The sequence below is a fragment of the Actinoplanes sp. URMC 104 genome, from assembly GCF_051386375.1.
In the GTDB taxonomy this organism is placed as follows: domain Bacteria; phylum Actinomycetota; class Actinomycetes; order Mycobacteriales; family Micromonosporaceae; genus Actinoplanes.
This window is the reverse complement of sequence record NZ_JBPQTO010000011.1, coordinates 2,252,763-2,278,873: the sequence shown is the minus strand read 5'-3', so window position 1 is coordinate 2,278,873 and position 26,111 is coordinate 2,252,763. Positions and strand designations below refer to the sequence as shown.

The following is a 26,111-nucleotide window of genomic DNA, read 5'->3' as shown; positions in this document are numbered from 1 at the left end:
GAAAAGCATGACCCTGCAGCTGCTGCCCGCCGTCGACGTCGCGGACGGCCAGGCCGTCCGCCTCGTGCAGGGCGCCGCCGGCTCCGAGACCGCGTACGGCGACCCGCTCGAGGCCGCGCTGGCCTGGCAGAACGACGGCGCCGAGTGGGTGCACCTGGTCGACCTCGACGCGGCCTTCGGGCGCGGCTCCAACGCCGAGCTGCTGGCGGGCGTGGTGGGCCGGCTCGACGTGAAGGTCGAGCTGTCCGGCGGCATCCGCGACGACGCGTCGCTGACCCGGGCGTTGGCGACCGGCTGCGAGCGGGTCAACATCGGCACCGCCGCGCTCGAGGACCCCGAGTGGTGCGACCGGGTGGTGGCGGAGTACGGCGACCGCGTCGCGATCGGGCTGGACGTGCGCGGGCGCACGCTCTCGGCGCGCGGCTGGACCCGCGACGGCGGCGACCTGTACGAGGTGCTGGCCCGGCTCGACAAGGCGGGCGCGTCCCGCTACGTCGTCACCGACATCACCAAGGACGGCACGATGCGCGGCCCCAACCTCGACCTGCTGCGCGAGGTGTGCGCCGCCACCGACAAGCCCGTGATCGCCAGCGGCGGCGTGTCCACGCTGGACGACCTCCGGGCGCTCGCGACCCTCGAGACGGTCGGCGTCGAGGGCGTGATCGCGGGCAAGGCGCTGTACGCGGGCGCGTTCACCGTGCGCGAGGCCCTGGACGTGCTGGCGGCCGGGGCATGACGGTCGCCGTACGGGTGATTCCCTGCCTCGACGTCGACGCGGGCCGGGTGGTCAAGGGCGTCAACTTCGTCGACCTGCGCGACGCCGGCGACCCGGTCGAGCTGGCCGCCGCCTACGACGCGGCGGGCGCCGACGAGCTGACGTTCCTCGACGTCACGGCCTCGTCCGACGATCGCGGCACGATGCTGGACGTGGTCCGCCGTACCGCGGAATCGGTCTTCATCCCGCTCACCGTGGGCGGCGGCGTCCGCTCGGTGGAGAACGTCGACGTGCTGCTGCGCGCCGGCGCCGACAAGGTGGGCGTCAACACGGCGGCGATCGCCCGGCCCGGGCTGATCCGCGAGATCGCCGAGCGGTTCGGCAACCAGGTGCTCGTGCTGTCGCTCGACGTTCGGCGCTCCGGCGACCAGCCCAGCGGCTGGGAGGTCACCACGCACGGGGGCCGGCGCAGCGCCGGGCTGGACGCCATCGAGTGGGCCGCCCGGGTCGCCGAGCTGGGCGCGGGGGAGATCCTGCTCAACTCGATGGACGCCGACGGCACCAAGGCGGGCTTCGACCTCGACCTGATCGCCGCGGTGCGCAAGGTCGTGACCATCCCGGTGATCGCCAGCGGTGGCGCCGGGGCGGTCGGGCACTTCCCGCCCGCGGTGGCCGCCGGCGCCGACGCGGTGCTGGCCGCGAGCGTGTTCCACTTCGGCGACCTGTCGATCGGCGAGGTCAAGCAGGCGCTGCGGGAGGCGGGCAACGCGGTTCGCTGACCTCGGCGTGCGACCCTGCCCCGGGGGCAGGGTCGCAGGATGAGGGGGCGCCCCCTCTGGAACCGCATCGCCGAGCTCGCCCGGCTGGGAATGTCCTGAGAGATACCTTCCGCACGGCAAGCGCTGGGTACCGGGCAGAACGGCCCAAAGTCGCCGGGCCGCTGCCCGCCGGGCACGTTTCACGTCGTGAGACGATGCCCCCGGGTGGTCGATAGACTGGACGCGGAGATCGAAGTTCCGGACCGCGCCGGGGCGGCACTGGCCCTGACGTCGCCGTGCCAATACCCTGCGGTAACCAGAACGTTGAATCCCCCGGACACTGGACATAAGGCGGCGCCGATGGCTCTCGAGGTTCCCTACCGGTCGATCCCCGACATGTTCTTCAAGCGCGTGGCCGCCACCCCCAACGGTCAGGCGTTCGCGGTGCCGAACGCCGACGACACCGGCCTGGTGTGGCACACGTGGGCGCAGGTGGGGGAGCGGGCCTCGGCGATCGCGGCGGGCCTTCGTGACCTCGGTGTCACCCTCGAGGACCGGGTGGCGATCCTGTCCGGCACGCGCTTCGAGTGGGTGCTGGCCGACCTGGGCATCAACTGCGCGGGCGCCGCCACCACCACGGTCTACCCGACCACCGAGCCCGAGGACGCGAGCTACATCGTGTCCAACTCCGGCTCCAAGGTGCTGATCGCCGAGAACGCCAAGCAGGCCCTGAAGATCGCGGGCGTCGACACCGACGTCACCACCGTCGTGCTGATCGACGGCCCGGCCGACGCGAACGCCACGCCCCCGCAGCTGACGCTCGCCGAGCTGGAGGAGCGCGGCGCCGCCGTCCTGCGCGAGCAGCCCACGCTGATCGAGGACGTCGTCGCGTCGATCGGCCCCGACAACCTGGCCACGCTGATCTACACCTCGGGCACGACCGGGCGGCCCAAGGGCGTCCAGCTGCTGCACGCGGGCTGGACGTGGGAGGGCGTCGCCCAGGAGGACCTCGGCCTGTTCGAGTCGACCGACCTGCAGTACCTCTGGCTGCCGCTGTCGCACTCGTTCGGCAAGACGCTGCTCTGCGGCATCATCCACGTGGGCGTGCCGACGTACGTCGACGGCCGGGTCGACAAGCTGGTCGACATGCTGTCGGTGGTCAAGCCGACGCTGATGTGCGCCGCGCCCCGGATCTTCGAGAAGGTCTACAACAAGACCGTCACCACGGCGCTGGCCGGCGGCGGCGCCAAGGCCAAGATCTTCCACTGGGCCGTCGCGACCGGCAAGCAGAAGGTCGCCCTCGAGCAGGCCGGCAAGCCGCTGCCGGGCGCCCTCAAGCTCAAGTACGCGGTGGCCGAGCGGCTGGTGTTCTCGAAGCTGCAGAACCGCCTCGGCGGCCGGCTGCGCGTGCTGGTCAGCGGCTCCGCGCCGCTCAGCCGCGAGATCGCCGAGTTCTTCGCGGCCGCCAACCTTCCGATCATGGAGGGGTACGGCATGACCGAGAGCAGCGCGGCCAACTTCGTCAACCGGCTCGAGCGGCTCAAAATCGGCACCGTCGGCCTGCCGCTCGGCGACCTCGAGTGCAGGATCGACGCGGACGGTGAGGTGCTGCTGCGCGGCAAGCCGGTCATGCGCGGCTACCACGACCTGCCCCAGGAGACCGAGGAGGCGTTCACCTCCGACGGCTGGCTGCGCACCGGCGACATCGGCGAGCTCGACGCCGACGGCTTCCTGACGATCACCGACCGCAAGAAGGACCTGGTCAAGACGTCCGGCGGCAAGTACATCGCGCCCAGCGCGATCGAGGGCATGTTCAAGGCCGTCTGCCCGTACACGTCACAGGCGGTCGTCGTCGGCCAGGCCCGCAACTTCGTCACGATGCTGATCTCGCTCGACGAGGACGCGATCAAGGCGTGGGCGGCGAGCGGCCCGCTGGCCGGGCGCAGCTACGCCGACATCGTGACGGCCCCCGAGACCGAGAAGATGATCGAGGGGTACGTGTCGGAGCTCAACGGCAAGCTGAACCGCTGGGAGACGATCAAGAAGTTCGCGATCCTCCCGCGCGACCTCAGCATCGAGGCCGGCGAGATCACCCCGTCCATGAAGATCAAGCGCCGCTCGGTGGAGACCAACTTCGCCGAGCAGATCGACAAGATGTACGCGGGCTCGCTCGCGCAGATCTGAGCCCGGGCGCCGGCGGCCGCCGTCCACAGGGCCGCCGGTCGCCGGTGCGTCGCAGTACGCTACGTCGGTGGCTGAGCCCCGGTCGAAACACCAGCGCAAGACGGACGTCCTCGCGAGGCTGAGCGCGCCGGTGACCGACGCGTGGGTGGCCACCGCCGACGGCGACCTTCCGTACCTCGTCCCGCTCACGCTGCTCTGGCACGACGAGCGGATCTGGCTGGCCACCGCCCTGCGGAGCCCCACCGCCCGCAACCTCGCCGCGAGCGGGCGGGCCCGGGTCGGCCTGGGCGCCACCCGCGACGTGGTGATGGTCGACGCGGTGCTCGCCGGCACGGTGCCGGTGGCCGAGTCCGGCGAGGCCGGGCAGGCCTACGCGGACCGCAACGACTGGGATCCGCGCACGGCCGGCGACGACTACGCGTTCCTCGTGCTGCGCCCCGAGCGCATCCAGGCGTGGCGCGAGGTCGACGAGCTCCCCGGCCGGCTGCTGATGCGTGACGGGGCCTGGCTCGTCTGACTCCCGGTCTTGTCGTGCTCAGCGGCCCGCCCGGCTGCGGCTCAGGCGATGACGGCGGGCGTACGCCACGAGGGGCGCGCCGTCCGGTCGAGGTCGTGCCGCACGGAGGCGATCCGGCGTACGGCCTCGGTCAGCTCCTCGGGCGGCAGCGCGAACGGCAGCCGCAGGAAGCGCTCGAGGGTGCCGTCCAGCCCGAAGCGCGGACCGGGCGCCAGCCGTACGCCCACGTCCTCCGCGGCCCGGGCCAGCGCGCTGGAGATCGGGCCGTCCAGCTCGGCCCACAGCGACACGCCGCCGCGCGGCAGCACGAAGCTCCACTCGGGCAGCATGACGCGCAGCGCGCCGACCAGGGCGTCGCGCCGGGTGCGCAGCTCGGCGCGGCGGTCCGCGAGGATCTTCGCCGACTGGTCGAGCAGGCGCACGGCGACCAGCTGCTCGAGCACCGGGCTGGCCATGTCGACGCCCACCCGGATCGCGGCGAGGCGCTGCACCAGCGGCGCCGACGCCCGCACCCAGCCGATGCGCAGGCCACCCCAGTACCCCTTGCTCAGGCCGCCGATGGACACCACCCGCGAGTGCCGGTCGAACACGGCCACCGGCGGCGGCATCTCGTCGCCGTCGAGCGGCAGGTCGATCCACGACTCGTCGACGACCAGCTCGGTGCCGGTGGAGTGCGCCGTGGCGACGAGCCGTTCGCGCAGCCCGGCGGGCATGAGGTGGCCGGTCGGGTTGTGGAACTCCGGGATCACGTACGACAGCCGGGGCCGCGTCTGCCGCAGGGCGCCGAGCAGCATCTCGCCGTCCCAGCCGGTCGCGGTGTCGAGCCCGTGGGTGTTGATCCGCGCCCGGCGGGCGGCGAGCGCGGCCAGCGCGTTCGGATAGGTGGGCGCCTCGACGAGCACGGGCGAGCCGGCCGGCACGGACAGCCGCAGCACCAGGTCGAGGGCCTGCTGGGTGCCGCCCGTGACGAGGATCTGCTCGGCCGAGGTGGGCACGCCGCGCTGCCGGTAGCCGGCGGCCACGGCCTCGCGCAGCTCCATCAGCCCGGTCGGGTGGTATCCGGCGCTGCCCAGGTAGCGGGGCAGGTCCTCGGCGGCGGCCCGGGCGGCGGGCACGAGCTCGGCCGGCGCGGCCGAGGCGGCCACCCCCAGGTCGATCATGTCGTGGTCGTCGCCGGCCGCCCACAGCCCCGAGGTCACGACCCGGTGACCGTGCGGCAGGGTGGTCCAGCTGCCGGCGCCGCGGCGGCTGGTCAGGTGGCCGGTCTCGCGCAGCGTGCGGTAGGCGGCACTGACCGTCGTCCGGCTGACGGCGAGCGACTCGGCGAGCTCGCGTTCGGCCGGCATGCGTACGCCCAGGGGAAGCCGGCTGTCGGAGAGCAGACCGCGGACCGCGGCCGCCAGCGCGGCGTAGTCCGGGCTCCGGTGGCGGCCCGGCAGGGAGTGCCACTGTCCGAGCAGCCGGGCCAATTGGCCCCCGCGTATCGTCGTGGTCACGTCCACCTCCGCGAAATTGGCACTTCAGCTTCCCACAATTGGCCTTCAGAGTGGCATTCATGGAACCAAGTGGCAACGGAGATCGACGTCTCACCCGGCGGGTCGTCCAGCTCTTCGCCGGGCTGGCGCTGTACGGCGTCAGCATGGCGTTCATGGTCGAGTCGGCGCTGGGCCTCAACCCGTGGGACGTGTTCCACCAGGGCCTGTCCGAGGTGACCGGGCTTAGCTTCGGCCTGGTGGTGATCCTGCTCGGCATTCCGATCCTGTTGCTGTGGATCCCGCTGCGGCAGCGGCCCGGCTTCGGCACGCTCGCCAACCTGGTCGTGGTCGGTTTCGTGGTGGACGGGGCGCTGGCCGTGCTGCCCGCCGGCGGGACGATCCCGGCCCGGATCGGCTATCTGGTGGCCGGCATCCTGCTGAACGGCCTGGCCACGGGCCTGTACATCGGCAGCCGGCTCGGCCCCGGGCCGCGCGACGGGCTGATGACCGGCATCGTGGGCCGGTTCCCGCGGCTGTCCATCCGGATGGTGCGTACCTCGATCGAGGTGGCCGTCCTGGGCGTCGGCTTCCTGCTCGGCGGCACGGTCGGCATCGGGACCATCGCGTACGCTCTGGCGATCGGGCCACTGGCGCAGCTGTTCCTGCCGCTGTGCACCGTACGGGAGCCTGTCCCGTCCTCTGTGGACAGTGCGCCGCGCCCGGTCTGATTCGGTTTAGCTCGGTCACAGCTTTGTGATCATCAGGGCACAACCGCTTCCCGCCGACCCGCCGGCGCGGCATCATTACCGGATGGCGGTTGGCGACTGGCAGTGGAACGACGCATGGATCTTCGTGGCCGCCGTCATCGCCGAGCGCCTCGAGCGCGACCGGGCCTTGCACGCCTCGCTGCCCGCCGTCGGCGCGAGCCTGGCCGACGTGCTGGCCGCCGCAGACTTCCTGCACCACAGCGTCCCCAGCCGCGCTGAACTCGAGGAGTCGGTCCGCCGCCTCGTCGGCGCGGGCCTGATCGTCGTCGAGGACGACCTGGTCGAGGTCGCCCCGGCCGGCGAGCAGCTGTGGCGCAGCCGCCCGTTCAGTGGCCTCTCGTCCGCCGTCATGACCTTGCAGACCCAGCTCAACCGCGCCACCTCTCCCGGCGACGCCGACTGGACCCTGGACGAGCAGACGTACACCGCCGCCGTCCGCGAATACAGCCACCGTTTAGCGGATGGGCGCTGAGACCAACTCCAGCTCCGCCCCGATCGCGTATGCGGTCCACTCCTTCGGCTCCTGCCGCGGCAGCGAGTCCGATCTCGCTCCGCTGCTCGTTCTCTGACCGCACCTCCAGTTTTGCTCCGCGGGCTGCCCTCCGCGCGCGTCGTCGCCTCCTCGGGGCTTGGCGGTGCCTCCCGCTGCCCACCGCCGGATCCGCGCCGGGTTGCTCGCTCGATCCGCGCCGCGGCGGCTCATCCGCATCGACACCAACACGCCCGAGCGCGCGGACCTGATCGGTTCGCTTGGCCGCCTTGCCCCGCCATGCACGCCACCGCCGCCGAGCTCGGCCTCGTCCCTTGCCTTGCTGTGTAGGTAGTGGCCGGGGCGGGCGTAATGACGCTTGCTATTCCTGCACTGTGACGTTCTGGCATTGGAGCCGATGACGTGAGTTGCGGGTAGAAATCGCGGCCTGATGCCGTGCAACGGGTTATGGCCGGAAACGGCGATAACTGCAATACTCGCCGCTGCCTGGGGAGGCTCCGCTATTCGACCGCATGGCGTTGGCGGTGTTTGTCGGGGGCCATGGCGTCGAGGCGGCTCGTGCGCCTTTTTCGGCGTTCGGGTTGCGGCCGGTTCGGTGAGTGTTGCCTTCCCTGGGGTAGCCGCCGGCCGGGCGGAGGGTGCCTCGTTGAGGTTGACGCCAGGCCGCTGAATGGTGCCGTCCGTGTTGCGGCTGGTCGAGCGGATGTCGCTAGGCGTGAGGCTGGTCGAGCGGATGTCGCTGGGCGCGAGGTTGCGGTTAGTTGCCTGGCCGCCGTCGACTGTGGAGTTTCCTTGGGCGACTCGTGTAAGCGTACTTCTGGTCGCTGCTGAGCGGGCTCTGTTCGGGGCGGATCCGCTGGTGGTGGTGTGGGTCGGCCGACGGCCGCGGTCCGCGCGGTACCAGTATGCGGTTCGCGCTGGGTGGCGGGGTGCCGTGTCTGCCGTGACGTCGGCGGGTGAAGGGGCGCGGTTGGCCGAAGTGGCTGGCGATCATGCTGGAGTGGGCGAGGATCGGGTGGCGGCGCGGTTTGCGCGCTGTGCAGGCGTTGCAGCTTCTCGGCATGTCGGCGTGTAAGGCCCCACAGTCGACGGTCGCGCTGCTCGCGGCGGAAGGTGTCGCGCTCGGGGGAATAGCGCCGCGACGCGGTGCGGTCGCGCATTATCGCCAACTCCGCGCTGGTGAACAATTGAAGTTGCCGCCGCATGGCGTAATTGTCCCGCGGTCAACTCACAATTGCCTGGGTTGCCGAAGTCTGGATCATGCCGATCTAGGTGATCTCGAAGTGATCGGCTGCGCAAAGACAAAGAGAGGTAAGGCGCGGAAGCGGCAAGAGAGCGAAGGAAAAGACGATTTCGCAGGTACTTGAAGTCGGAGGGATAAGAGGCAGGCGTAGGACGTCGGGCGGTGTGCGCGGGACGGTGGAGTGCCGAGGGCAGGTGGGCGCAGAGCAGAGGTGAGCGCGTGGAGTTCGACGGAGTGCAGACGGCGAGCGCGCAGGCCACCACAGGAGAGGCGGTCGGGCGGGATCGACGACGGCGCCCGGCCCGCCGAGGATGCGGGCCGGGCGCTGAAGTGGGGCTGGGTTACTGGGTTACGAACAGCAGGCGGTTGGGGGAGCCCGTCCCGGGGCTGGTGACGACGTTGGGGGTGGCGTTGGTGACCAGGCTGTCTCGCACCTGGGCGGGGGTGTAGGTGGGATTGCGGGAGAGCACGAGCGCCGCGGCGCCGGCTGCGTGGGGGCTGGCCATGGAGGTGCCGCTGATGGAGTTGGTGGCGGTGTTCGAGGTGTACCAGTCGGACGTGATGGACGAGCCGGGGGCGAAGATGTCCAGGCACGTGCCGTAGTTCGAGTACGAGGCGCGGGCGTCCGTGCTGGTGGTGGCGCCGACGGTGATGGCGGAGGCCACGCGGGCGGGGGAGGAGCTGCAGGCGTTGGCGTTGGAGTTGCCGGCCGCCAGGGCGTACGTGACGCCGGAGCTGATCGACGCGGCGACGGCGTTGTCGAGGGCGGTGCTGGCGCCGCCGCCGAGGCTCATGTTGGCGACGGCGGGCTTGCGGGCGTTCTGGGTGACCCAGTTGACGCCGGCGATGACACCCGCGTTGGTGCCGCTGCCGGAGCAGTTCAGCACGCGCACGCCGACCAGCCGCACCTGCTTGGCCACGCCGTAGGTGGTGCCGCCCACGGTGCCGGCGACGTGGGTGCCGTGGCCGTTGCAGTCGACGCCGCCGGTGCCGACCGCGTCGTAGCCGGCGGTGGCCCGGCCGCCGAAGTCGTTGTGCGTGTACTTGATGCCGGTGTCGATGATGTACGCGGTGACGTTCGACGCCGTCACCGGATAGGTGTACGTGGTGCTCAGCGGCCGGTTGCGCTGGTCGATGCGGTCCAGGCCCCAGGTGGCGCCGGTCTGCGTGGCCGCCAGCGACACGGTCTGGTTCTGTTCGACGTACGCCACGTCGGAGCGCGCCGCGAGCCGCTTGGCCTGCAGCTCGGTCAGCGCGGCCTCGTAGCCGTTGATCACCGGGAGGTTCTGCCTCAGGCCCGTGCCGATCGGCTTGGCGCCGGGCTTCATCACGATGATGTAGCTGCCCGCGACCGCGGTGGCGGTGCCGGCGAGCCGGATCTCCCCGGTGGCGGGAGCGGCCGCGGCGGGGGTGCCCGCCGCGACGGCCGCGGTGACCGCGGCGAGCAGGCCGGCGGCCAGGGTACGTCGAGTCGCCATGCTGGTCCCTTCATTGCATAGACGTTCGTCACTTCAGGTACGGGAAGCGTAAGCGCGGCGGTCGTCGGCGTGCGCATACCGAAAGGGCCATACCTGCGCGGGAGAATGGGCGGGTGGACCTGATCATCAGGCTGGACGACGCGGACGGGAGGACGGCGGCGGTCTACCGCGCGCTGCGGGCGGCGATCGTCGACGGGCGGCTGCCGCCGGGTGAGCGGCTGCCGCCGACGAGGGCGCTCGCCGCCGACCTCGGCGTGGCCCGCGGCAGCGTGGCGACCGCGTACGAACGGCTGGCCGCCGAGGGCTACCTGACCGCACGGGTCGGCTCCGGAACGTTTGTCGCTTTTGTGCCGGAAGAGGAATCGGCGGAAGGGCCGGCAGGGGGACCGGCGAGGCAAGGACCAAGGGGAGCGGCGAGAGGAGGACCAAGGGGAGCGGCGAGCGGAGGAGCAAGGGGAGCGGCGACGGGAGGAGCGGGAGCGGCGGGGCGATCGACCGGGGGACCGGCGAAGAAGTCGATGCGCGCACACCGCAGCCGGGCAGTGGCCGACCCGTTGCGGCCCCGCGCGGACTGGGAGTTCACGCCGCTGCCCACGAGCGGCGCGAAGACCCCGCCCCGCTACGACCTGCGCAGCGGCATCCCGGACGCGGGCCTGTTCCCGTTCGACGCGTGGCGCCGCTTGGTCACCGCGGAGCTGCGGCTGCGGGCCAACAACCCCGGCACGTACGGCGAACCGGCCGGCCATCCCGCGCTGCGCCAGGCGATCGCGCGCTACCTCGGCGTCTCCCGCGGCGTCCGCACCACCGCCGCCGACGTGGTGGTCACCAACGGGGCGCAGCACGCGTTCGACCTGATCGCCCGGGTGCTGGTGCGCCCCGGCGACGTGGTGGCGGTCGAGGAGCCGGGCTACCCGCCGGCCCGCCGCATCCTGGCCGCGCTCGGCGCGCGCGTCACCGGCGTACGGGTCGACGAGCAGGGCCTCGTGGTGGCGGAGCTGCCCGCCAACTGCAGGCTGGTCTACACGACACCGTCGCACCAGTTCCCGCTCGGCCGCGCGATGAGCCTGGCCCGGCGCCGCGAGCTGCTCGACTGGGCGCGCCGCCGCCCGGCCGCGATCGTCGAGGACGACTACGACAGCGAGTTCCGCTTCTCGGCCCGCCCGCTCGAGCCGCTGCACAGCCTCGACACCGCGGGCCGGGTGATCTATGTGGGCACGTTCTCCAAGAGCATGCTGCCCGCGATCCGCACCGGCTTCCTGCTGGCCCCGCCGGGACTGCACGACGCGCTGATCGCCGCCCGCCAGCTCGGCGACGGCTACGGCCAGCCCGCGGTGCAGGCGGCCCTCGCGCGCTTCCTCGACGAGGGGCTGCTGGCCCGGCACGTCCGCCGGGCGAGCAGGGCGTACGCGCAGAGGCACTCCGCGATCGTGGCGGCGCTGGGGCGGATGCCCGGCCTGGACGTCGTGCCCTCCGCGGCCGGGCTGCACGTCACGGCGCTGACCGGCGCGGACTCGACCGCGGTGGTGTCCGCGTGTGCCCGGGCCGGTCTCGCGCTCGACGACCTGCGCGACTACTCGACGGCGGAGGCCCCGCAGGCCGGCTTCGTGTTCGGGTTCGGCGCGGCCGACCCGGCGCTGCTCGGCGAGGCGATGTCGATCTTCGGGGCCCACCTGGAGGATGCCCGCTCGCGCGGGGAGCGACGCGAGACGAACGTCTGGTAGCCCAGCGACGCCCCGACGATCACGAGGCTGAGCAGCGCGGGCGGCCCGTTGAGCCACAGCAGCGCGACCACCGACACGAAGCCGACCGCGGCGACGATCCGCGACCGGCCGCGCGGCAGCAGGCGCAGCGCGGCCGCCGTGCCGAGCACGTAGACCAGCGTGAAGCACCCGGTGACCAGCAGCAGCGCGGTGTGCAGACCGATCGGCAGCACGGCCGAGACCAGGCTCAGCACGAAGATGGTCAGCAGCGCCCGGCGCGGCGTGCGGCCCAGCCGGACCGGCAGCGCGCCGTCGCGGGTGAGCGCGGCGCCGAGCTGGGAGGCCCCGGCCAGGTACGCGTTGACCGCCCCCACGGTCAGCAGCACCGCCACGACGGCGGTCAGCACCCGGACCGGGCCGCCCACCCCGGCCGCGAGCAGGTCGGCCAGCGGCGCGGAGCTGCCGCCCAGCGCCGGCCCCAGCACGAGCACGCTGGTCACGGCCACGGCAAGGTACAGCGCGCCGACCAGCACGACCGCGATCGCGGTCGCCCGGGGCACGTCCCGGCGCGGGTTGCGGTAGGCCGCGGCCAGCGACGACACCGCCTCCCACCCGGCGAAGCCCCACACCAGCACGGCCGCGGCAGAGCCCACGCCCGACCAGCCGTGGGGGGCGAACGGGGTGAGGTTTTCCCAGCGGGCGTGCGGCAGCGCGGTGAGCACGGTGACCAGCAACAGCACGGCCAGCACGCCGGTCAGCACCAGCTGGACGCGGCCCGAGACCCGCACGCCGTACCAGTTCGTCGCGAAGACCGCCGACACGATCACCAGGAACGTGACGAGCGCCGTGGCGCGCCCGCCGCCGAGCACGTCGGCCACGTAGCCGCCGGCGAACGCGGTCGCGGCGGGCGCGCCGAGCGGCACGGCGAAGAAGAAGCACCAGCCGACCGCGGCGCCCACGCGCGGGCCGAACGCCAGCCGGACGTACGTGGAGACCCCGCCGCCGTCCGGATGCCGCGCGCCGAGGGCCGCGAACGTCCAGGCCAGCGGCGCGGACAGCACGATCAGCGCGAGCCACGCGACCAGCGACGCCGGGCCGGCCACCTCGGCGGCCAGCGCCGGCATCGAGATCACGCCGGTGCCCAGGACGGCGCCCACGGAGAGCGCGGTGCCCTGGGCGAGGGAGAGTCCGGAGTTCTGAGCCATGCCCCTCACGCTAGGGCGGCATTGGCTCCCGTTTCGATCCAATGAGGCACGGATCATTTGGGCCAATTCAGAGCCCGAGCCGGACGCCTTCCAGGCCGTCGCCCTCGATGCTCACCCGGGCGGCGCCGCGCCCGGTCAGATAGAGCGCGAGCTCGCCGGGCGGCCCCGAGAGCGTGGTCGCCGGGTTCCCGCCGACGGTGAACGACCCGTACCCCGGGGAAGTGACCGTGACCTGCACGCCCGCCCGGCGCAGCACGAGCTTGCCGGTGAGCCGCACGGAACGCCACAGCGCGGCCTCGAAGCCCGGGTCCAGCACGCGCGGCTCCCAGCCGGGCCGGCCGCGGCGCGCGTCCTCGTGGTGCACGAAGAACTCGATCGTGTTCACCGCCTCGTCGGTGAGCCGGTTGCCGGCGAAGCTCCACCACGGCGGTGTCCGCACCTCGCCGACGACCTCCTCGTACGGCCGGGCGGCGGTGCGCAGGCGAACTCGCTCGCCGTGCTCGCGCAACGGGGGGATCATTGCTCCGGCTGCCGCGTCGGGCCGCCGGTCGCGCACCACCAGGTGCGCGGCGAGGTCGCGGGTGGTCCACCCCGCGCAGAGCGTGGGCTGGTCGGGGCCGAGGCGCAGGAGCAGGTCGGCGAGCAGGCGGCGTTCGCGTCGGGCGTAGGCGGTCACGGACGTGATCGTAGACACATGTTACGAAGGTGAACGATCTCGGACCGTTCGGCAGGATGGACAAGTAAGGCCGGGAACGCCGGCGAACACTTACCAGTCGGGTAGGAAACTTGAGCACCAGGTCCAGCCGCGATGTGCTGGGACGGGGACTGCGCGTGCTGGGCCAGGCGATCCGGACAGAGCCACGCCTGTTCGCCGTCGGTGTGGCCGGCAGCAGCCTGTTCGGCCTCCTCGTCATCGCGAACTCGTACGTCGTGGGCGCCGTCATCGGCCGCGTCGTCGTGCCCGCCTTCTCCACCGGCTCCACCGGCGCCGGCACGCTTGCGCTGATCGCCGCGGCCTTCCTGGGCCTGAGCGTGCTGCGGGTGGCGAGCATCTTCGGCCGCCGCCTCGGCGCGGGCTGGATGCAGTTCCGCTTGCAGGCGCGCTACCGCCGAGCGGTGACCCGGCGGTACCTGTCGCTGCCGCCGTCCTGGCACCAGCGGCACGCCACCGGCACCCTGCTCTCCAACGCGAACTCCGACGTCGAGGCGGCGTTCGTGCCGATCGCGCCGCTGCCGTTCGCGGTCGGCACGATCGTGATGATCTTCGCCGCGGTGGTGGCGCTGTTCCTCACCGACTGGGTGCTCGCGATGGTCGGCGTCACGCTGTTCCCGGCGCTGTTCGGCATGAACGTCGTCTACTCCCGCTACATGTCGCCGCGGCAGATCAAGGCGCAGCAGATGCGCGCCAAGGTCAGCGCGGTGGCGCACGAGAGCTTCGACGGCGCGCTGGTGGTCAAGACGATGGGGCGCGAGGAGGACGAGTCGCGCCGCTTCAAGGTGCACGTCGACGAGCTGCGCGACTCGCTGATCGCGGTGGGGCGGCTGCGCGGCCTGTTCGACCCGCTGATGGACTCGCTGCCCAGCATGGGCACGCTCGCCGTGCTGCTGCTCGGCGCGTGGCGGCTGCAGAACGGCGCGGTCAGCGTCACCGAGCTGGTCACCGTCTCGTTCCTGTTCACCGTGCTGGCGTTCCCGGTGCGCGCGATCGGCTGGGTGGTCGGCGAGCTGCCGCGCAGCGTCGCGGGCTGGGAGCGGGTGCAGGCGGTGCTCTCCGCCGAGGGCGATCTCGCGTACGGCTCGGCTGTCCCGGCCGGAACGGGCCCGGCCACCCTGCGCTTCGATCACGTCGACTACGCGTACGGGGACGGGCCGTTGGTTCTCAACGACGTGTCCTTCGCCGTGCCGCCCGGCAAGACGGTGGCGCTGGTCGGCGCGACCGGCTCGGGCAAGTCGACCATCGCGTCGCTCGCGGTGCGCCTGGTCGACCCGGACTCCGGCCGCGTCACCCTCGACGACGCGCCGCTGCCCTCGCTGTCGATCGCCGGGCTGACCGGAGCCGCCGCGCTGGTGCCGCAGCTGCCGTTCGTGTTCGACGACACCGTGCGCGGCAACATCACGCTGGAACGCGACGGCGTGGACGACGAGGCGGTCTGGGCGGCGCTGCGGCTCGCGCAGGCCGACGGCTTCGTGGCGAAGCTGCCCGACGGGCTCGACACGGCAGTCGGCGAGCGCGGCACGTCGCTGTCCGGCGGGCAGCGGCAGCGGCTCACGCTGGCCCGCGCGCTGGCCGGGCGCCCGCGGCTGCTGGTGCTCGACGACGCGACCAGCGCGGTCGACCCGCGCGTCGAGGCGGCCATCCTGGCGTCGCTGCGCGGCGGGGACGCGGACGCGTCGATCCTCGTGGTCGCCTACCGGCGGGCCACGATCGCGCTCGCCGACGAGGTGGTCTACCTGGAGCAGGGCAAGGTCGTCGCCACCGGCACACATGCACAGCTGCTGGCGGACCATCCGGGATACGTCGATCTCGTCACGGCTTACGAGAAAGCCGAAGCGGAACGGGTGGAAGCATGAGCCAAGGCACGATGGCGACCGTACGGCGTGGTCTCGCGCTGTCGCCGGAGCTGCGGCCCGGCCTCGGCGGCACGATCGCGCTCGCCGTGGTGCAGATGTCCGGCCGGGTGGCGGTGCCGATCGCCGTGCAGCAGGGCATCGACCACGGCATCCGCGCGGCGGGCGGCCCCGACCTGCAGTTCGTCGTGGTGGTCGTGGCGTTCACCTTCGTGGCGCTGATGATCTCGACGCTGGCGGGCTACCTGATGACCCGGCGGCTGTTCACGGTCAGCGAGACGGCGCTGGGCGCCCTGCGCTCGCGGACGTTCCGGCACATCCACGACCTGTCGATGCTGCACCAGCAGTCCGAGCGGCGCGGCACGATGGTGTCCCGGGTGACCAGCGACGTCGACCAGATCTCGCAGTTCCTGCAGACCGGCGGCGTGCAGCTGCTGCTCGCCAGCGGCCAGCTGCTGGTCTCCACGATCGTGATGTTCGTGTACTCCTGGCAGCTCACGCTGGTGGTGCTGCTCTCGTTCGGGCCCTCCGTGGCGATCATCCGGCTGTTCCAGAAGCGGCTGGCCGCGGTCTACGGCGCGGTCCGGGAACGCACCGGCGTGATGCTGGGCGCCATCGCCGAGAGCGTCGTGGGGGCGCTGGTGATCCGGGCGTACGGGGTGGCGGGGCGCACCGGCAAGCGGCTGGACACCTCGATCGACCGGCTGCGGGTCGCCCAGCAGCGGGCGCTGCGCACGAGCGTGACCAGCTTCTCCAGCGGCGAGATCGGGGCCGGCCTGGCGCTGGCCGCGGTGGTCGTCGTCGGCGTGCTGATCGGCGCGGACGGCGGCCTGACCGTGGGGCGGCTCACCGCGTTCCTGTTCCTGGTGACGCTGTTCATCCAGCCGGTGCAGATCGCCACCGACATGCTCAACGAGGCGCAGAACGCGGTGTCCGGCTGGCGCCGCGTGCTGGACGTGCTGGACCTCGAGCCCGACGTCAAGGACCCCGACGAGGTGGGCGTCGACCTGCCCGCGGGCCCGCTGTCGGTGCGCTTCGCGGACGTGTCGTTCGCCTATCCGGGCGGCCCGACCGTGCTCGCGGACGTCGACCTGACGCTGCGCGAGCGCACGAAGGTCGCGGTGGTCGGCGAGACCGGCAGCGGCAAGACCACCTTCGCGAAGCTGCTCACCCGGCTGATGGACCCGGTGGAGGGCGAGGTTCTGCTCTCCGGGACGCCGCTGAGAGACGTACGGTTCTCGGCTCTGCGGTCGCGGGTGGTGATGGTGCCGCAGGACGGGTTCCTGTTCGACGCCACGATCGCCGAGAACATCCGGTTCGCCGTGCCGTCGCTGACCGACGAGCAGCTGCGGGACGCGTTCGTGGAGCTGGGGCTCGCGGACTGGCTGGCCGGGCTGCCGAACGGGCTGGAGACCCCGGTCGGCGAGCGCGGCGAGGCGCTCAGCGTGGGCGAGCGGCAGCTGGTGGCGCTGGTCCGGGCGTACGTGGCCGACCCCGACCTGCTCGTGCTCGACGAGGCGACCAGCGCGGTCGACCCCGCCACCGAGGTGCGGCTGCAGCGCGCGCTCGACACCGTGACCCGCGGCCGCACGACGGTCGCGATCGCGCACCGCCTGTCCACCGCCCAGTCCGCCGACGAGGTCATCGTGGTCGACGCGGGCCGCGTCGTGCAACGCGGCCCGCACGCCGACCTGGTCACCCAGGAGGGCTCCATCTACGCCAAGCTCTACGCCTCGTGGCTGGAGCAAACCCGCTGATCAGCGGGCATAGAATTCCACGACGAGCTGCTCGTCGCACTGGACCCGGATCTCGGAGCGCTCGGGCACGCGCAGCACGGTGGTGCGCAGCTCCTCGAGCACGGTCGAGAGGTACGGCGCGGTGGGGCCGTCGAGGTGGGCGCCCGTGGCGGCGATCTGGAACGGCGGCTTCTGCCGGCTGCTCTCGCGCACCTCGACGACCTGGCCCGGCTTGAGCCGGTAGCCGGGACGGTCCACCTTCTTGCCGTCGACCGTGAAGTGGCCGTGCACGACGAGCTGGCGGGCCTGGTAGATCGTGCGGGCCAGGCCGGCGCGCATGACGGTCGCGTCGAGCCGGCGCTCCAGCAGGCTCACCATCGTCTCGCCGGTCTTGCCCTCGGCGCGGTGGGCGTCGTCGTACGCCTTGCGCATCTGGGATTCGCTGATGTTGTACTGGTGCCGCAGCCGCTGCTTCTCCAGCAGCCGGACCTGGTAGTCCGAGGCCTTGCGGCGGCTGCGCCCGTGCACGCCCGGGGGGAAGGGCCGCTTCTCGAAGTACTTCACGCACTTGGGCGTCAGGGGGATGCCGAGCGCCCGCGAGAGCTTGGCCTTGGGTCGCGAGTTGTTCATGAAGTCTCCGAGTCACTTGCGCTTGGGGCTGGTGTTACGGTTAGCCTCACCTTACTAAGGCAAGCCTAACGTGTGCCCGGAGGTCCTGACCATGCAGCCCACCCACGCCGAGGTCGCGCGTACGCTCGCCGCCGGCCACCTGCCCGGTGTCGCGCACATCGCGTGCCGCCCGGGTCCGCTCCCCGTGCGGCACGTCACCGACGCGAACGGCCGGGTGCTCCTGCTCTCGCCGGCCGAGGGCGCCCTGACCGCCGCTTTGCGCCCGCAGGACGGCGACGACACGGCGATGGTGCTCGACATCTCCGACGTGCCGCCGATGGCCGGCTCGCCCGCCCTCGGTCGCGTGTGGATCTCCGGCTGGGCGTCGAGGCTCGAGGGTGACGAGGCGCGCGCCGCGGCGCTGGACTACGCCGAGGTCGACGCGTCGGGCGACCTGCTCGACGTCGGCGCCGGCCAGGTGCTGCACCGCATGGACGTCGCCGAGGTGCGGTACGAGCGCAACGAGAACCTGCACGACGTCGACGTGGACGACTTCGCCGAGGCCACGCCCGACCCGCTGAGCCGCATCGAGTTCGACCTGATCGCCGATCTGGCCGACCACCACGAGGCCGAGATGAGCGCGTACGTGCGCCGGCAGCTCGGCAAGACGTTCCAGCCGGTCGCCGAGCCGCGGGTGGTGCGCATGGACCGGTACGGCTTCCTGGTCCGGCTCGACGACAAGCTGGCCCGGCTCGCCTTCCCGCGCCCGGTGACCGACCGCCACGACCTCGCGCACCTGCTGCACCCGGTGCTCTGCCACCGCTGCCCGAGCTAGTCCTGTTTGAACACCTCGGGCATCGGCTCGGTGAGGAACCGCTGGATGTTGGGGCCGATCGCCATCGCCAGGACGTCGGCGTCGGCGCTGGCCAGCGGCTCGATCCGCAGCACGTACCGGGCCACCATCGTGCCCGCGATCTGGGTGGCGACCAGCGCCGTCCGCATCGGCGCCTCGGCGGGGTCCTCGATGATCTCGCCCACCGCCCGGCGCAGGATCTGGGTGACCACGAACTCGCGCAGCAGCCGCGCCGTCCACTCGTTGCTCAACGCCGAGCGGAAGACGGCCAGCGCGGCGGCGCCCGCGGACGAGTCCCACACCCCCAGGGCCGTGCGGACCAGCCGCTCGCCGGCCTGCTCCCGCGGACCGGCGAGCGCCTGCGGGATGAGCTCGCCCGGGTTGATCGGCGCGTTCATCACCGCCAGGAACAGCTTCTCCTTGGTGCCGAAGTAGTGGTGCACGAGGGCCGGATCGACCCCGGCGTCAGCCGCGATCGCACGGATCGACGCCTTGTCGTACCCCTTCTCGGCGAAGCTCGCCCGGGCGGCCTCCAGGATGGACGTCCGCGTGTCCTGGTTGCCGGGACGCCGCCCGCTGCGCCGTGCCAATCGAGCTCCTCACTGCGTACGCCGTCGCAGCGTCGCGGCCGCCAGCACGAGCGCGACCACGGTCGCGCCGGCCACGATCACCAGGTCGCGCCACATCGTGGTGGTCGCACCGGCCGAGACACCCACCTGGGTGAGCGCCTCCACCGCGTACGTCAGCGGCAGCGCGTTGCTGATCACCTCGAGCCAGCCGGCCATCTGCCCGCGCGGCACGAACAGCCCGCACAGCAGCAGCTGCGGCACGACGACCACCGGTAGGAACTGTACGGCCTGGAACTCCGTACGCGCGAAGGCGCTGCAGAACAGGCCGAGCGCCACCCCGAGCACGGCGTTGACCACTGCGATGACGACGACCAGCCCGGCGTTCCCGGTCGTCTGCAGACCGAGCAGCCAGTACGCCGCGGCGGTCGCGACCACGCCCTGCACGGCCGCCGCGAGCCCGAACGCCAGGCCGTAGCCGAACAGCAGGTCGAGCTTGCCCAGCGGGGTGGTCAGCAGCCGTTCCAGGGTGCCGGTGGTGCGTTCGCGCAGCATCGCGATGCTGGTCACCAGGAACATGATGACGAACGGGAAGATGCCGAGCATGGTCAGCGCGATCCGGTCGAACGTGCCGCCCGCATCGTCGTACATGAAATAGAGGAGTGCCAGCAACAGCGCCGGCACGACGATCAACAACGCGACCGTACGTCTGTCATGACGCAGCTGCCGCAGGATGCGTCCCGCGGTCGCCACCGTGATGTGCAAACTCATGCCGCCACCTCTTCTCGCTCGCGGATCAGTCGGAGGAAAGCCTCTTCGAGGTCGTCGGTGCCCGCGGTCGCGCGGATCGCGGACGGGGTGTCGTCGCCGATCAGCCGGCCCTCGCGGATCAGCAGCAGGCGGTCGCAGCGGCCGGCCTCGTCCATGACGTGGCTCGAGACCAGCAGCGTGGTGCCCGCGGCGGCCAGCTCGTGGAACCGGCTCCACAGGTCGGCGCGCAGCACCGGGTCCTGCCCGACGGTCGGCTCGTCGAGCACGAGCAGCCGCGGCTCGCCGATCAGCGCGCACGCGAGCGACGCGCGGCTGCGCTGGCCGCCGGAGAGGTTGCCGACGAGCTGGTCGCGGGCGCCGCCCAGGCCCACGTCGGTGATCGCGCGGTCGGCGTCGGCGGCGCCGAGGCCGCGCAGGGCCGCGAAGTAGCGCGCGTTCTCGCGTACGGAAAGGTCGGCGTAGACGCTGGGCGCCTGGGTCACGTAGCCCACCTCGCGGCGCAGCGGCGCGCTGCCGGCCGGGTGGCCCAGCACCGTCACGGCGCCGGACCGGACGATCTGCACGCCGACGACCGCCCGGATCAGCGTGGTCTTGCCGCTGCCGCTCGGGCCCAGCAGGCCCGTGACCGAGCCCGCCGGGATGTCGCACGAGATGCCGTGCAGCACTGTTCTCTTGCCGCGATCGACGACCAGGTCGTCGATCAGGATCGCGCCCATGGGGGTCCTCCCTGGAATTCAACGGTTGATGAACTCAACGCTAGATGAATTCCGTGGCGCGGTCCACGGCCCGCTTTTGCGGCATACGCAAACGCCCCCGGTCCCTCTGCGGGGCCGGGGGCGTTGTTTCGCCTGGTCAGAGCGCGAGGATGCGATCCAGGAACTCGCGGTAGCCGCGCATCGCCATCCGCATGCTCTCGGTGTCGGGCTTGCCGTTGCCGCGCAGCGGGTCCAGCTCGTCGCGCTCGGCCAGCAGCGCCTCGGTGAGCTCGTTGACCGCGTCGGTGAGCAGGTCGTGCGCCCGGGTCAGGGCGTTCTCCGGGTCGTCGACGAACTCGGCCTTGACCTCGTGCCAGGCGGCGCGGAAGTGCCGGACGGCGTCGTCGTCCCAGAACGCGATGTTCCCCGCCGCGACGTCGCCCGGGCGCAGCGGCGCCTCCTCGCGTCCCTCGGCGGTCTCCTCCGCGGCGCGGCGGCCGCGGCGGACCGGCTCGGCGTCCTCCAGGCTGGCCGAGCGGCGCGGGCGGTCGGCGTCATCCTCCGGCTCGGTGGCCCGGGCCGGCGGCAGGTCGCCGTTGAAGGTGAGGTCCACGTGGGCCGGCTCGGCGGCCTGCGGCTTCGGCACGGGCACCGGGATGCTGGCCGCGCCGCGGGGCGCGGGCACCCCCGAGACCGGACCGGCTGACGGGTCGGGCAGGGCCGGGGTGTACGCCGGGGGCTGGCCGTAGCCGCCGCCTGCGCCGCTGCTTCCGGCTGCGCTGCTTCCGGCTGCGCTGCTTCCTCCTGCGCTGCTTCCTCCTGCGCTGCTTCCTCCTGCGCTGCTTCCGACTCCGCCGCTTTCGACTCCGGCTGCGCCGCTACCGACTCCGCTGCTTCCGGCTCCGCCTCCGCCGAACGACGGGCCGGGAGAGACCGGCGCGGCCGAGACCGGCGCGTTCGACGTGGGCGGGCTGGAGACCGGCTCGACGATCGGGTGCGTCGAGGTGGGCACGGACGCCCAGCCGGCGGCGGCGCGGCGGCTCTCGGGTCCGTCGTCCTCGCCCGTACGTCCGTCACCGCCGTCGTCCTCGCTCGTCCGCCCGTTCACCTCGGCGGGAGCGTGCCCGTTGAGGCCGGGACGCGGCTCGGCCTGGTTGCGGCCGCCGAACAGGAACCGGCCGTTGCGCCCGCCGAGCCCGAAGCCGCCGAAGTCGCGGTCCCAGGCGTTGACCCGTCCGGACTCCACGAGCGTGTCGTCCTCGCGCTCCGCCTGCTCGCCGTCCCGGCCCTCCGACGAGAGCAGCGGCGGGCCGCTGACCTGGCCGTTGGTCGGGCGCGGCGGTCCGCTGATCGGGCTGTTCGCCGGGCGGGGCGGTCCGCTGACCGAGCTGGCGGCCGGGCGGGGTGGTCCGCTCACCTGGCCGTTCACCGGGGACGGCCCGCCGGCCTGGCGGGGGGCTCCGCTCACCTGGCCCGGCAGGCCGCTGGCCGGCCGGGGAGGTCCGCTGACCGGGCGGGGTGGTCCGCTGACCGGTTCATTCGCCGGGCTGTTGTCTGCGCCGTGCGACACGCTGTTCGCCAATCCGTTTCCCGAGCCGTCGAGCGGTCCGTTGCCTGATCTGATCGTCGTTCCGTCGAGCGGGGCGCTCCACGGGCTGTGCGCTGCGCCGGTTGCCGGCCTGCCGAACGGCCCGCCGTATCCCGGCCCGCCCCTGCCCGGCCCGCTGTTGCCCGGCCCGCTGTTGCCCGGCCAGCCATAGTCCGGCTCGCCGCTGCTCCGCCCGCTGTTGCCTGACCCGCCGTATCCCGGCTCGCCACTGCCCGGCCCGCCCCTGCCCGGCCCGCCCCTGCCCGGCCCGCCGTGTCCCGGCCCGCCATGGTGCGGGTCATCCTCCAGCGGGTCGTGCCCCGGCGCGTCCAGCGGGTCGTGCCCCGGCTTGTTCAGCGAGCCCTCCGCGTGGGCCCCGGGCGTGCCGGCTGCCGAGCCGGCGCCGAAGCCGTCGAAGGAGCCATTCCGTACGCCGCCGAAGGGACCGTCCTGCCGACCGCCGGCCGGGCCGTCACTCATGCCGCGCGTGCCGTTCGTCCCGTGGGTGCCCGCCGGGCTGCCGGTCGGCGGGCCGCCGGGGCCGGGAGCTGCCGACGCGAAAGGCGGCAGCGCAGCGCCGGGCCGGCCGAGCACCGGTTGTTCGAGCGTGGGCCGCGTCACGGGCGGCTGCGACCCGTACGGTGCTCCGCTGACCGGACCTTCTTCCGTGCCCAGCTGCTCGGGCGTCATGCGCGAACCGAGCGCCACCATCTCGGTTTCACCCGAAAGTGTGCCGGGCATCGGGGGCGAATCGGGCGTGACGGCCTCATCCCCGGCGTCGCGGTGCACCGGCCAGAATCGGGCCAGGCCGCGCGTCGACCGTCCGTTGTCGGGGTGGGACGTCGGCTCCATCGGTTTGTGACTCCCGTCGCTTCCGGCACCGCCACCCCGCTGTCGTGAGCTGCGGTAACCCTCTCGCGAGGCGGCTGTCGGCACCCTTGGCTGGGTGCAACGCACGACGACGGTACCGTCCCGCGCCCGCCGAGGCATCCCCCGTGCCCGGATCGTGGGCCGCGTCGGACACCCCGTCCCGCCTCTCCCCACCATGAACGACGCCGCGTCAAACACGACCCGCCCACCCGTGCACATCCCTCTCGCCCGGCCCCCTCCACCGGCCCCGACGACCGCCCGCCGCCCCACGACCGAGCCTTGTCCGCACCGCCCCCGCACGCCGGATCCGAACGCCTCGCCCCGTCACCGAGCCCTGTCCCCACCGCCTATGCCAGCCGGTCCCGTCCTCGCCGCTCCGCCCGTCGGCGCCGCTTTTCGACCGAGGCCCGTCCACCGGCTCCGAGAGCCGGATCCGAGCGCGTCCCCTCGCGACCGAGTTCTGTCCGCGCCGTCTACGCCGGCCAGTCCCGTCCTCGCCGCTCCACGAGCCCGGCCGGAACACGCCGCTCCCGAACCGCGGCTTGTCCGCGCTGCCTCCGCGAGCCGGGCCCGAAGGCGCCCCTCCCCGACCGAGGCCCGTCCGCGCCGCCTCCGCGAGCCCGACCCGGACGCGCCGCTCCGCGATCGAGGCCCGTCGGCCACCACCCGGCTGTGGACAACGGCTCCCACCGCCCGCCTGTGGACGACGGCCCCGGCTGTGGACAACCGCTCCGGGCGCCGCCCCGCCGCGTAGGGTCGGCCCGCCCCCGGTGGGCGGGGCTCTGGATAAGGGTGGCAAGGGGGGAAGAAGGCAGGGGGCGGCAAGGGCGGGGAGGGAGGGCGGCGTGGATGGGGGAGAATCGTGCCGTGGCAGTGAAGACCGAATTGGACCCGGGCATCGCCGGGCGGCTCAAGCGCAACGAGGACGGGCTGGTGGCGGCCATCGTGCGCGAGCACGGCAGCGGCGACGTGCTCATGCTCGCCTGGATGGACGACGAGGCGCTGCACCGCACGCTCACCACCGGCCGGGCGACCTACTGGTCGCGCAGCCGGCAGGAGTACTGGGTGAAGGGCGCCACCTCCGGCCACCACCAGTACGTGCGCAGCGTCGCCCTGGACTGTGACGGTGACGCGCTGCTGGTCACCGTCGAGCAGGTCGGCGCGGCCTGTCACACGGGGGAGCGCACGTGCTTCTTCGACGAGCTGCCGGTGGTGACGCCGTGACGAGCGGGGCGGTCTTCCCGGACGAGGCGGGCTTCCTGGCGGAGCGCCGGCGGGTGGTGCCGGTGACGCGCCGGCTGCTGGCGGACGGTGAGACGCCGGTGGGGGTCTACACGAAACTCGCGGGCGGCCCGGGCACGTTCCTGCTGGAGTCGGCCGAGCAGGGGGCGGGGCCCTCGGGCGCGGCCTGGTCGCGGTACTCGTTCGTCGGGGTCCGCAGCGCGGCGACGCTGGTCGAGCGGGACGGCGAGGCGTCCTGGCTGGGGGTGCCGCCGGAGGGTGTGCCGCTGGCGGGGGACCCGGTGGTGGCGCTGCGCGAGACGGTGGCCGCGCTCGCCGACGGGCCGGCCTCGGGCGATCTGCCGCCGCTGACCGGCGGCATGGTGGGCTATCTGAGCTACGACCTCGTACGCCGGATCGAGCGCCTGCCCCGCACGGCGAGCGACGACCTGGCGCTGCCCGAGCTGGGCATGATGCTGGCGACCGACCTCGTGGTGCTGGACCACTACGACGGCTCGGCGATCCTGGTCGCGAACGCGGTGCTCGCCGAGGACGCGGACGACCGGGCGAAGCGGGCGGCCTACCACAACGCGGTGGGCCGGCTCGACGCGATGACCACGGCGCTGTCCCGCCCGACCCCGCCGATGATCTCCACCGTGGAGCGCACGCCGGCCGGCGAGCCGGTCAGCCGCACGGCGCCGGGGGAGTACCAGAAGGCGGTGGAGGAGGCCAAGGAGGCGATCCGGGCCGGCGAGTGCTTCCAGATCGTGGTGGCGCAGCGCTTCGAGCGGCCCACCGACGCCAACCCGCTCGACGTCTACCGGGTGCTGCGGGCGACCAACCCCAGCCCGTACATGTATCTGCTCCGGTTCGACGACTTCGACATCGTCGGCTCGTCGCCCGAGGCGCACCTGAAGGTCAGCGCCGACGAGGAGGGCACCCGCCGGGCGTTGCTGCACCCGATCGCGGGCACGAGGTGGCGGGGTGCGACGCCCGAGCAGGACAACGCGCTCGCGGCCGAGCTGCTGGCCGACCCGAAGGAGCGCTCCGAGCACGTCATGCTCGTCGACCTGGGCCGCAACGACCTGGGCCGGGTGTGCAAGGCGGGCTCGGTGGAGGTTCCCGAGTTCGCGCGCATCGAGCGGTACAGCCACGTCATGCACATCGTCTCGACCGTGACGGGCGAGCTGCGTGACGACCGGTCGGCGTTCGACGCGCTGGCCGCGACGTTCCCCGCGGGCACGCTGTCGGGGGCGCCCAAGGTGCGCGCCATGGAGATCATCGAGGGGCTCGAGCCGACCCGCCGCGGGCTGTACGGCGGCACGGTGGGCTACTTCGGGTTCGCCGGCGACATGGACATGGCGATCGCGATCCGCACGGCGCTGCTCAAGGACGGGGTGGCGTACGTGGGGGCGGGCGCGGGCATCGTGGCCGACTCCGACCCGGCGGCCGAGGAGCAGGAGACCCGCAACAAGGCGGCGGCGGTGCTGGCCGCGATCGCTTCCGCAGAGACGTTGCGCGCGGCCCGATGAGCCGCCGCTCCTACCTGCTGTCGCTGCTGGCGTGCCTGGCGGGGGCGGGGCTCGCGGCGTACGCGGTGACCCGCACGTGGTCGGTGCAGGTGGTGCAGCGGCCGGGACTGTCCGATCTGCGCACCGCCCGCACGGGCGTGGACGTGGCGCCGTGGGTGATCGGCCTGGCCCTGGTGGGGCTGGCGGGCACGGGGGCGTTGCTGGCCACGTACGGGCGGGTGCGGCGCGCGCTGGGCGTGCTGCTCGCGCTCGTGGGCGCCGGGGTGGCGGCCGGCGCGATCGCGGGCCGGGCGGGGCTGGACATCGGAGCGGCGGGGGCGGGCGGCACGCTGTGGCCCGTGCTGTGCGTCGCCGGCGGCCTGGTCATCGCCGCGGGCGGGGTGACGGCGGCCCGGCGTGGGCACCTGTGGCCTCGCATGTCCGCCCGGTACGAGCGACCTGCGCGCGGCGCGGACCCGGAGCCGCTGAGGGCCCGGCAGGGGGACCCCACGGCGCCGGCGGACTACCGCGCGGCGTGGGAGTCACTGGACCGCGGCGACGACCCGACGACGTGAGCGACGGCCGGGCGGC

The 26,111-nt window shown here is 73.0% G+C and carries 21 protein-coding genes and 1 pseudogene; 13 read left to right on the top strand and 9 right to left on the bottom strand.

Annotated features, from left to right (window positions below; translation table 11 throughout):
• Nucleotides 1-7 precede the first annotated feature (7 nt).
• The 4 genes from priA (at nucleotide 8) to ACSNN8_RS36305 (ending at nucleotide 4,174) form a co-directional block, all read left to right on the top strand.
• A complete protein-coding gene (gene priA / locus ACSNN8_RS36320) occupies nucleotides 8-736 on the top strand; it encodes a bifunctional 1-(5-phosphoribosyl)-5-((5-phosphoribosylamino)methylideneamino)imidazole-4-carboxamide isomerase/phosphoribosylanthranilate isomerase PriA (RefSeq protein WP_436654702.1) in 729 nt (242 codons plus the stop codon).
• The gene (gene hisF / locus ACSNN8_RS36315; protein WP_436654701.1) at nucleotides 733-1,494 is read left to right on the top strand and encodes an imidazole glycerol phosphate synthase subunit HisF; all 762 of its coding nucleotides are present in this window, start codon (nucleotides 733-735) and stop codon (nucleotides 1,492-1,494) included. Before priA ends, hisF begins: the two co-directional genes overlap by 4 nt.
• Before the next feature lie 339 nt (nucleotides 1,495-1,833).
• A complete protein-coding gene (locus ACSNN8_RS36310; protein WP_436654700.1) occupies nucleotides 1,834-3,657 on the top strand; it encodes an AMP-dependent synthetase/ligase in 1,824 nt (607 codons plus the stop codon).
• Nucleotides 3,658-3,724: 67 nt separating this feature from the next.
• Nucleotides 3,725-4,174, top strand: a complete 450-nt coding sequence (locus tag ACSNN8_RS36305; RefSeq protein WP_436654699.1) for a pyridoxamine 5'-phosphate oxidase family protein — start codon at nucleotides 3,725-3,727, stop codon at nucleotides 4,172-4,174.
• Nucleotides 4,175-4,215: 41 nt separating this feature from the next.
• On the opposite strand, the gene ACSNN8_RS36300 is transcribed toward ACSNN8_RS36305, so the two are convergent.
• The gene (locus ACSNN8_RS36300; protein ID WP_436654698.1) at nucleotides 4,216-5,670 is read right to left on the bottom strand and encodes a PLP-dependent aminotransferase family protein; all 1,455 of its coding nucleotides are present in this window, start codon (nucleotides 5,668-5,670) and stop codon (nucleotides 4,216-4,218) included.
• Nucleotides 5,671-5,729: 59 nt separating this feature from the next.
• Here ACSNN8_RS36300 and ACSNN8_RS36295 point away from each other — a divergent pair, with 59 nt between their 5' ends.
• Both ACSNN8_RS36295 and ACSNN8_RS36290 read left to right on the top strand, forming a co-directional pair.
• Complete coding sequence (locus tag ACSNN8_RS36295) at nucleotides 5,730-6,377, top strand: YczE/YyaS/YitT family protein (protein ID WP_436654697.1); 648 nt, start codon at nucleotides 5,730-5,732, stop codon at nucleotides 6,375-6,377.
• Nucleotides 6,378-6,459: 82 nt separating this feature from the next.
• The gene (locus ACSNN8_RS36290) at nucleotides 6,460-6,888 is read left to right on the top strand and encodes a hypothetical protein (RefSeq protein ID WP_436654696.1); all 429 of its coding nucleotides are present in this window, start codon (nucleotides 6,460-6,462) and stop codon (nucleotides 6,886-6,888) included.
• Nucleotides 6,889-8,490: 1,602 nt separating this feature from the next.
• Here ACSNN8_RS36290 and ACSNN8_RS36285 read toward each other — a convergent pair.
• Entirely contained in the window at nucleotides 8,491-9,627 is a 1,137-nt protein-coding gene (locus ACSNN8_RS36285; RefSeq protein WP_436654695.1) for a S8 family peptidase, read from the bottom strand.
• 113 nt (nucleotides 9,628-9,740) lie between these two features.
• Here ACSNN8_RS36285 and ACSNN8_RS36280 point away from each other — a divergent pair, with 113 nt between their 5' ends.
• Nucleotides 9,741-11,348: a PLP-dependent aminotransferase family protein gene (locus tag ACSNN8_RS36280; protein WP_436654694.1), complete on the top strand. Its 1,608-nt coding sequence runs from the start codon at nucleotides 9,741-9,743 to the stop codon at nucleotides 11,346-11,348.
• 65 nt (nucleotides 11,349-11,413) lie between these two features.
• On the opposite strand, the pseudogene ACSNN8_RS36275 reads toward ACSNN8_RS36280, so the two are convergent.
• A pseudogene (locus ACSNN8_RS36275) lies at nucleotides 11,414-12,532 on the bottom strand (amino acid permease); the annotation flags it as partial.
• A gap of 67 nt (nucleotides 12,533-12,599) precedes the next feature.
• Nucleotides 12,600-13,208: a TIGR03085 family metal-binding protein gene (locus tag ACSNN8_RS36270; protein ID WP_436654693.1), complete on the bottom strand. Its 609-nt coding sequence runs from the start codon at nucleotides 13,206-13,208 to the stop codon at nucleotides 12,600-12,602.
• Between the two features lie 110 nt (nucleotides 13,209-13,318).
• Between ACSNN8_RS36270 and ACSNN8_RS36265 the strand changes: the two genes are divergently transcribed.
• Together ACSNN8_RS36265 and ACSNN8_RS36260 are read left to right on the top strand one after the other, a co-directional pair.
• Nucleotides 13,319-15,103 (top strand): ABC transporter ATP-binding protein, encoded by a 1,785-nt coding sequence (locus ACSNN8_RS36265; RefSeq protein ID WP_436654692.1) that lies wholly within the window; start codon nucleotides 13,319-13,321, stop codon nucleotides 15,101-15,103.
• A complete protein-coding gene (locus tag ACSNN8_RS36260; protein WP_436654691.1) occupies nucleotides 15,100-16,857 on the top strand; it encodes an ABC transporter ATP-binding protein in 1,758 nt (585 codons plus the stop codon). The genes ACSNN8_RS36265 and ACSNN8_RS36260 overlap by 4 nt, the downstream gene beginning before the upstream one ends.
• Here ACSNN8_RS36260 and rpsD read toward each other — a convergent pair whose 3' ends face one another.
• Nucleotides 16,858-17,466 carry a 30S ribosomal protein S4 gene (gene rpsD, locus ACSNN8_RS36255; RefSeq protein WP_436654690.1) on the bottom strand — a complete coding sequence of 203 codons (609 nt, stop codon included), beginning with the start codon at nucleotides 17,464-17,466 and terminating at the stop codon, nucleotides 16,858-16,860. It lies immediately after the preceding gene.
• A 91-nt stretch (nucleotides 17,467-17,557) separates the two neighbouring features.
• Here rpsD and ACSNN8_RS36250 point away from each other — a divergent pair, with 91 nt between their 5' ends.
• On the top strand, nucleotides 17,558-18,280 hold the full coding sequence (locus tag ACSNN8_RS36250; RefSeq protein WP_436654689.1) for a DUF2470 domain-containing protein: 723 nt from the start codon (nucleotides 17,558-17,560) through the stop codon (nucleotides 18,278-18,280).
• On the opposite strand, the gene ACSNN8_RS36245 is transcribed toward ACSNN8_RS36250, so the two are convergent.
• From ACSNN8_RS36245 to ACSNN8_RS36230, 4 genes are all read right to left on the bottom strand, one after another.
• Nucleotides 18,277-18,888, bottom strand: coding sequence for a TetR family transcriptional regulator (locus ACSNN8_RS36245; RefSeq protein WP_436654688.1), 612 nt, complete (start codon nucleotides 18,886-18,888; stop codon nucleotides 18,277-18,279). The genes ACSNN8_RS36250 and ACSNN8_RS36245 overlap by 4 nt on opposite strands.
• A gap of 9 nt (nucleotides 18,889-18,897) precedes the next feature.
• A complete protein-coding gene (locus ACSNN8_RS36240) occupies nucleotides 18,898-19,635 on the bottom strand; it encodes an ABC transporter permease (protein WP_436654687.1) in 738 nt (245 codons plus the stop codon).
• Nucleotides 19,632-20,351 (bottom strand): ABC transporter ATP-binding protein, encoded by a 720-nt coding sequence (locus ACSNN8_RS36235; RefSeq protein ID WP_436654686.1) that lies wholly within the window; start codon nucleotides 20,349-20,351, stop codon nucleotides 19,632-19,634. Before ACSNN8_RS36235 ends, ACSNN8_RS36240 begins: the two co-directional genes overlap by 4 nt.
• 136 nt (nucleotides 20,352-20,487) lie before the next feature.
• The gene (locus ACSNN8_RS36230; RefSeq protein WP_436654685.1) at nucleotides 20,488-21,747 is read right to left on the bottom strand and encodes a hypothetical protein; all 1,260 of its coding nucleotides are present in this window, start codon (nucleotides 21,745-21,747) and stop codon (nucleotides 20,488-20,490) included.
• A gap of 1,890 nt (nucleotides 21,748-23,637) precedes the next feature.
• Here ACSNN8_RS36230 and hisI point away from each other — a divergent pair.
• Genes hisI through ACSNN8_RS36215 form a run of 3 tightly spaced genes read left to right on the top strand, consistent with a single transcriptional unit; the run spans nucleotide 23,638 to nucleotide 26,095 of the window.
• Nucleotides 23,638-24,012 carry a phosphoribosyl-AMP cyclohydrolase gene (hisI, locus tag ACSNN8_RS36225; protein WP_436654684.1) on the top strand — a complete coding sequence of 125 codons (375 nt, stop codon included), beginning with the start codon at nucleotides 23,638-23,640 and terminating at the stop codon, nucleotides 24,010-24,012.
• On the top strand, nucleotides 24,009-25,541 hold the full coding sequence (locus ACSNN8_RS36220; protein ID WP_436654683.1) for an anthranilate synthase component I: 1,533 nt from the start codon (nucleotides 24,009-24,011) through the stop codon (nucleotides 25,539-25,541). The genes hisI and ACSNN8_RS36220 overlap by 4 nt, the downstream gene beginning before the upstream one ends.
• Nucleotides 25,538-26,095, top strand: coding sequence for a Trp biosynthesis-associated membrane protein (locus tag ACSNN8_RS36215; protein ID WP_436654682.1), 558 nt, complete (start codon nucleotides 25,538-25,540; stop codon nucleotides 26,093-26,095). The genes ACSNN8_RS36220 and ACSNN8_RS36215 overlap by 4 nt, the downstream gene beginning before the upstream one ends.
• Nucleotides 26,096-26,111: the final 16 nt, after the last annotated feature.

Excerpts from the sequence above, each read along its gene's own strand:
- ACSNN8_RS36290 (WP_436654696.1), top strand. The coding sequence starts at position 6,460 with ATGGCGGTTGGCGACTGGCAGTGGAACGACGCATGGATCTTCGTGGCC.
- priA (WP_436654702.1), top strand. The coding sequence starts at position 8 with ATGACCCTGCAGCTGCTGCCCGCCGTCGACGTCGCGGACGGCCAGGCC.
- ACSNN8_RS36310 (WP_436654700.1), top strand. The coding sequence starts at position 1,834 with ATGGCTCTCGAGGTTCCCTACCGGTCGATCCCCGACATGTTCTTCAAG.
- hisI (WP_436654684.1), top strand. The coding sequence starts at position 23,638 with ATGGGGGAGAATCGTGCCGTGGCAGTGAAGACCGAATTGGACCCGGGC.
- rpsD (WP_436654690.1), bottom strand. The coding sequence starts at position 17,466 with ATGAACAACTCGCGACCCAAGGCCAAGCTCTCGCGGGCGCTCGGCATC.
- ACSNN8_RS36260 (WP_436654691.1), top strand. The coding sequence starts at position 15,100 with ATGAGCCAAGGCACGATGGCGACCGTACGGCGTGGTCTCGCGCTGTCG.
- ACSNN8_RS36295 (WP_436654697.1), top strand. The coding sequence starts at position 5,730 with ATGGAACCAAGTGGCAACGGAGATCGACGTCTCACCCGGCGGGTCGTC.
- ACSNN8_RS36215 (WP_436654682.1), top strand. The coding sequence starts at position 25,538 with ATGAGCCGCCGCTCCTACCTGCTGTCGCTGCTGGCGTGCCTGGCGGGG.
- ACSNN8_RS36235 (WP_436654686.1), bottom strand. The coding sequence starts at position 20,351 with ATGGGCGCGATCCTGATCGACGACCTGGTCGTCGATCGCGGCAAGAGA.
- ACSNN8_RS36250 (WP_436654689.1), top strand. The coding sequence starts at position 17,558 with ATGCAGCCCACCCACGCCGAGGTCGCGCGTACGCTCGCCGCCGGCCAC.
- ACSNN8_RS36240 (WP_436654687.1), bottom strand. The coding sequence starts at position 19,635 with ATGAGTTTGCACATCACGGTGGCGACCGCGGGACGCATCCTGCGGCAG.
- hisF (WP_436654701.1), top strand. The coding sequence starts at position 733 with ATGACGGTCGCCGTACGGGTGATTCCCTGCCTCGACGTCGACGCGGGC.
- ACSNN8_RS36285 (WP_436654695.1), bottom strand. The coding sequence starts at position 9,627 with ATGGCGACTCGACGTACCCTGGCCGCCGGCCTGCTCGCCGCGGTCACC.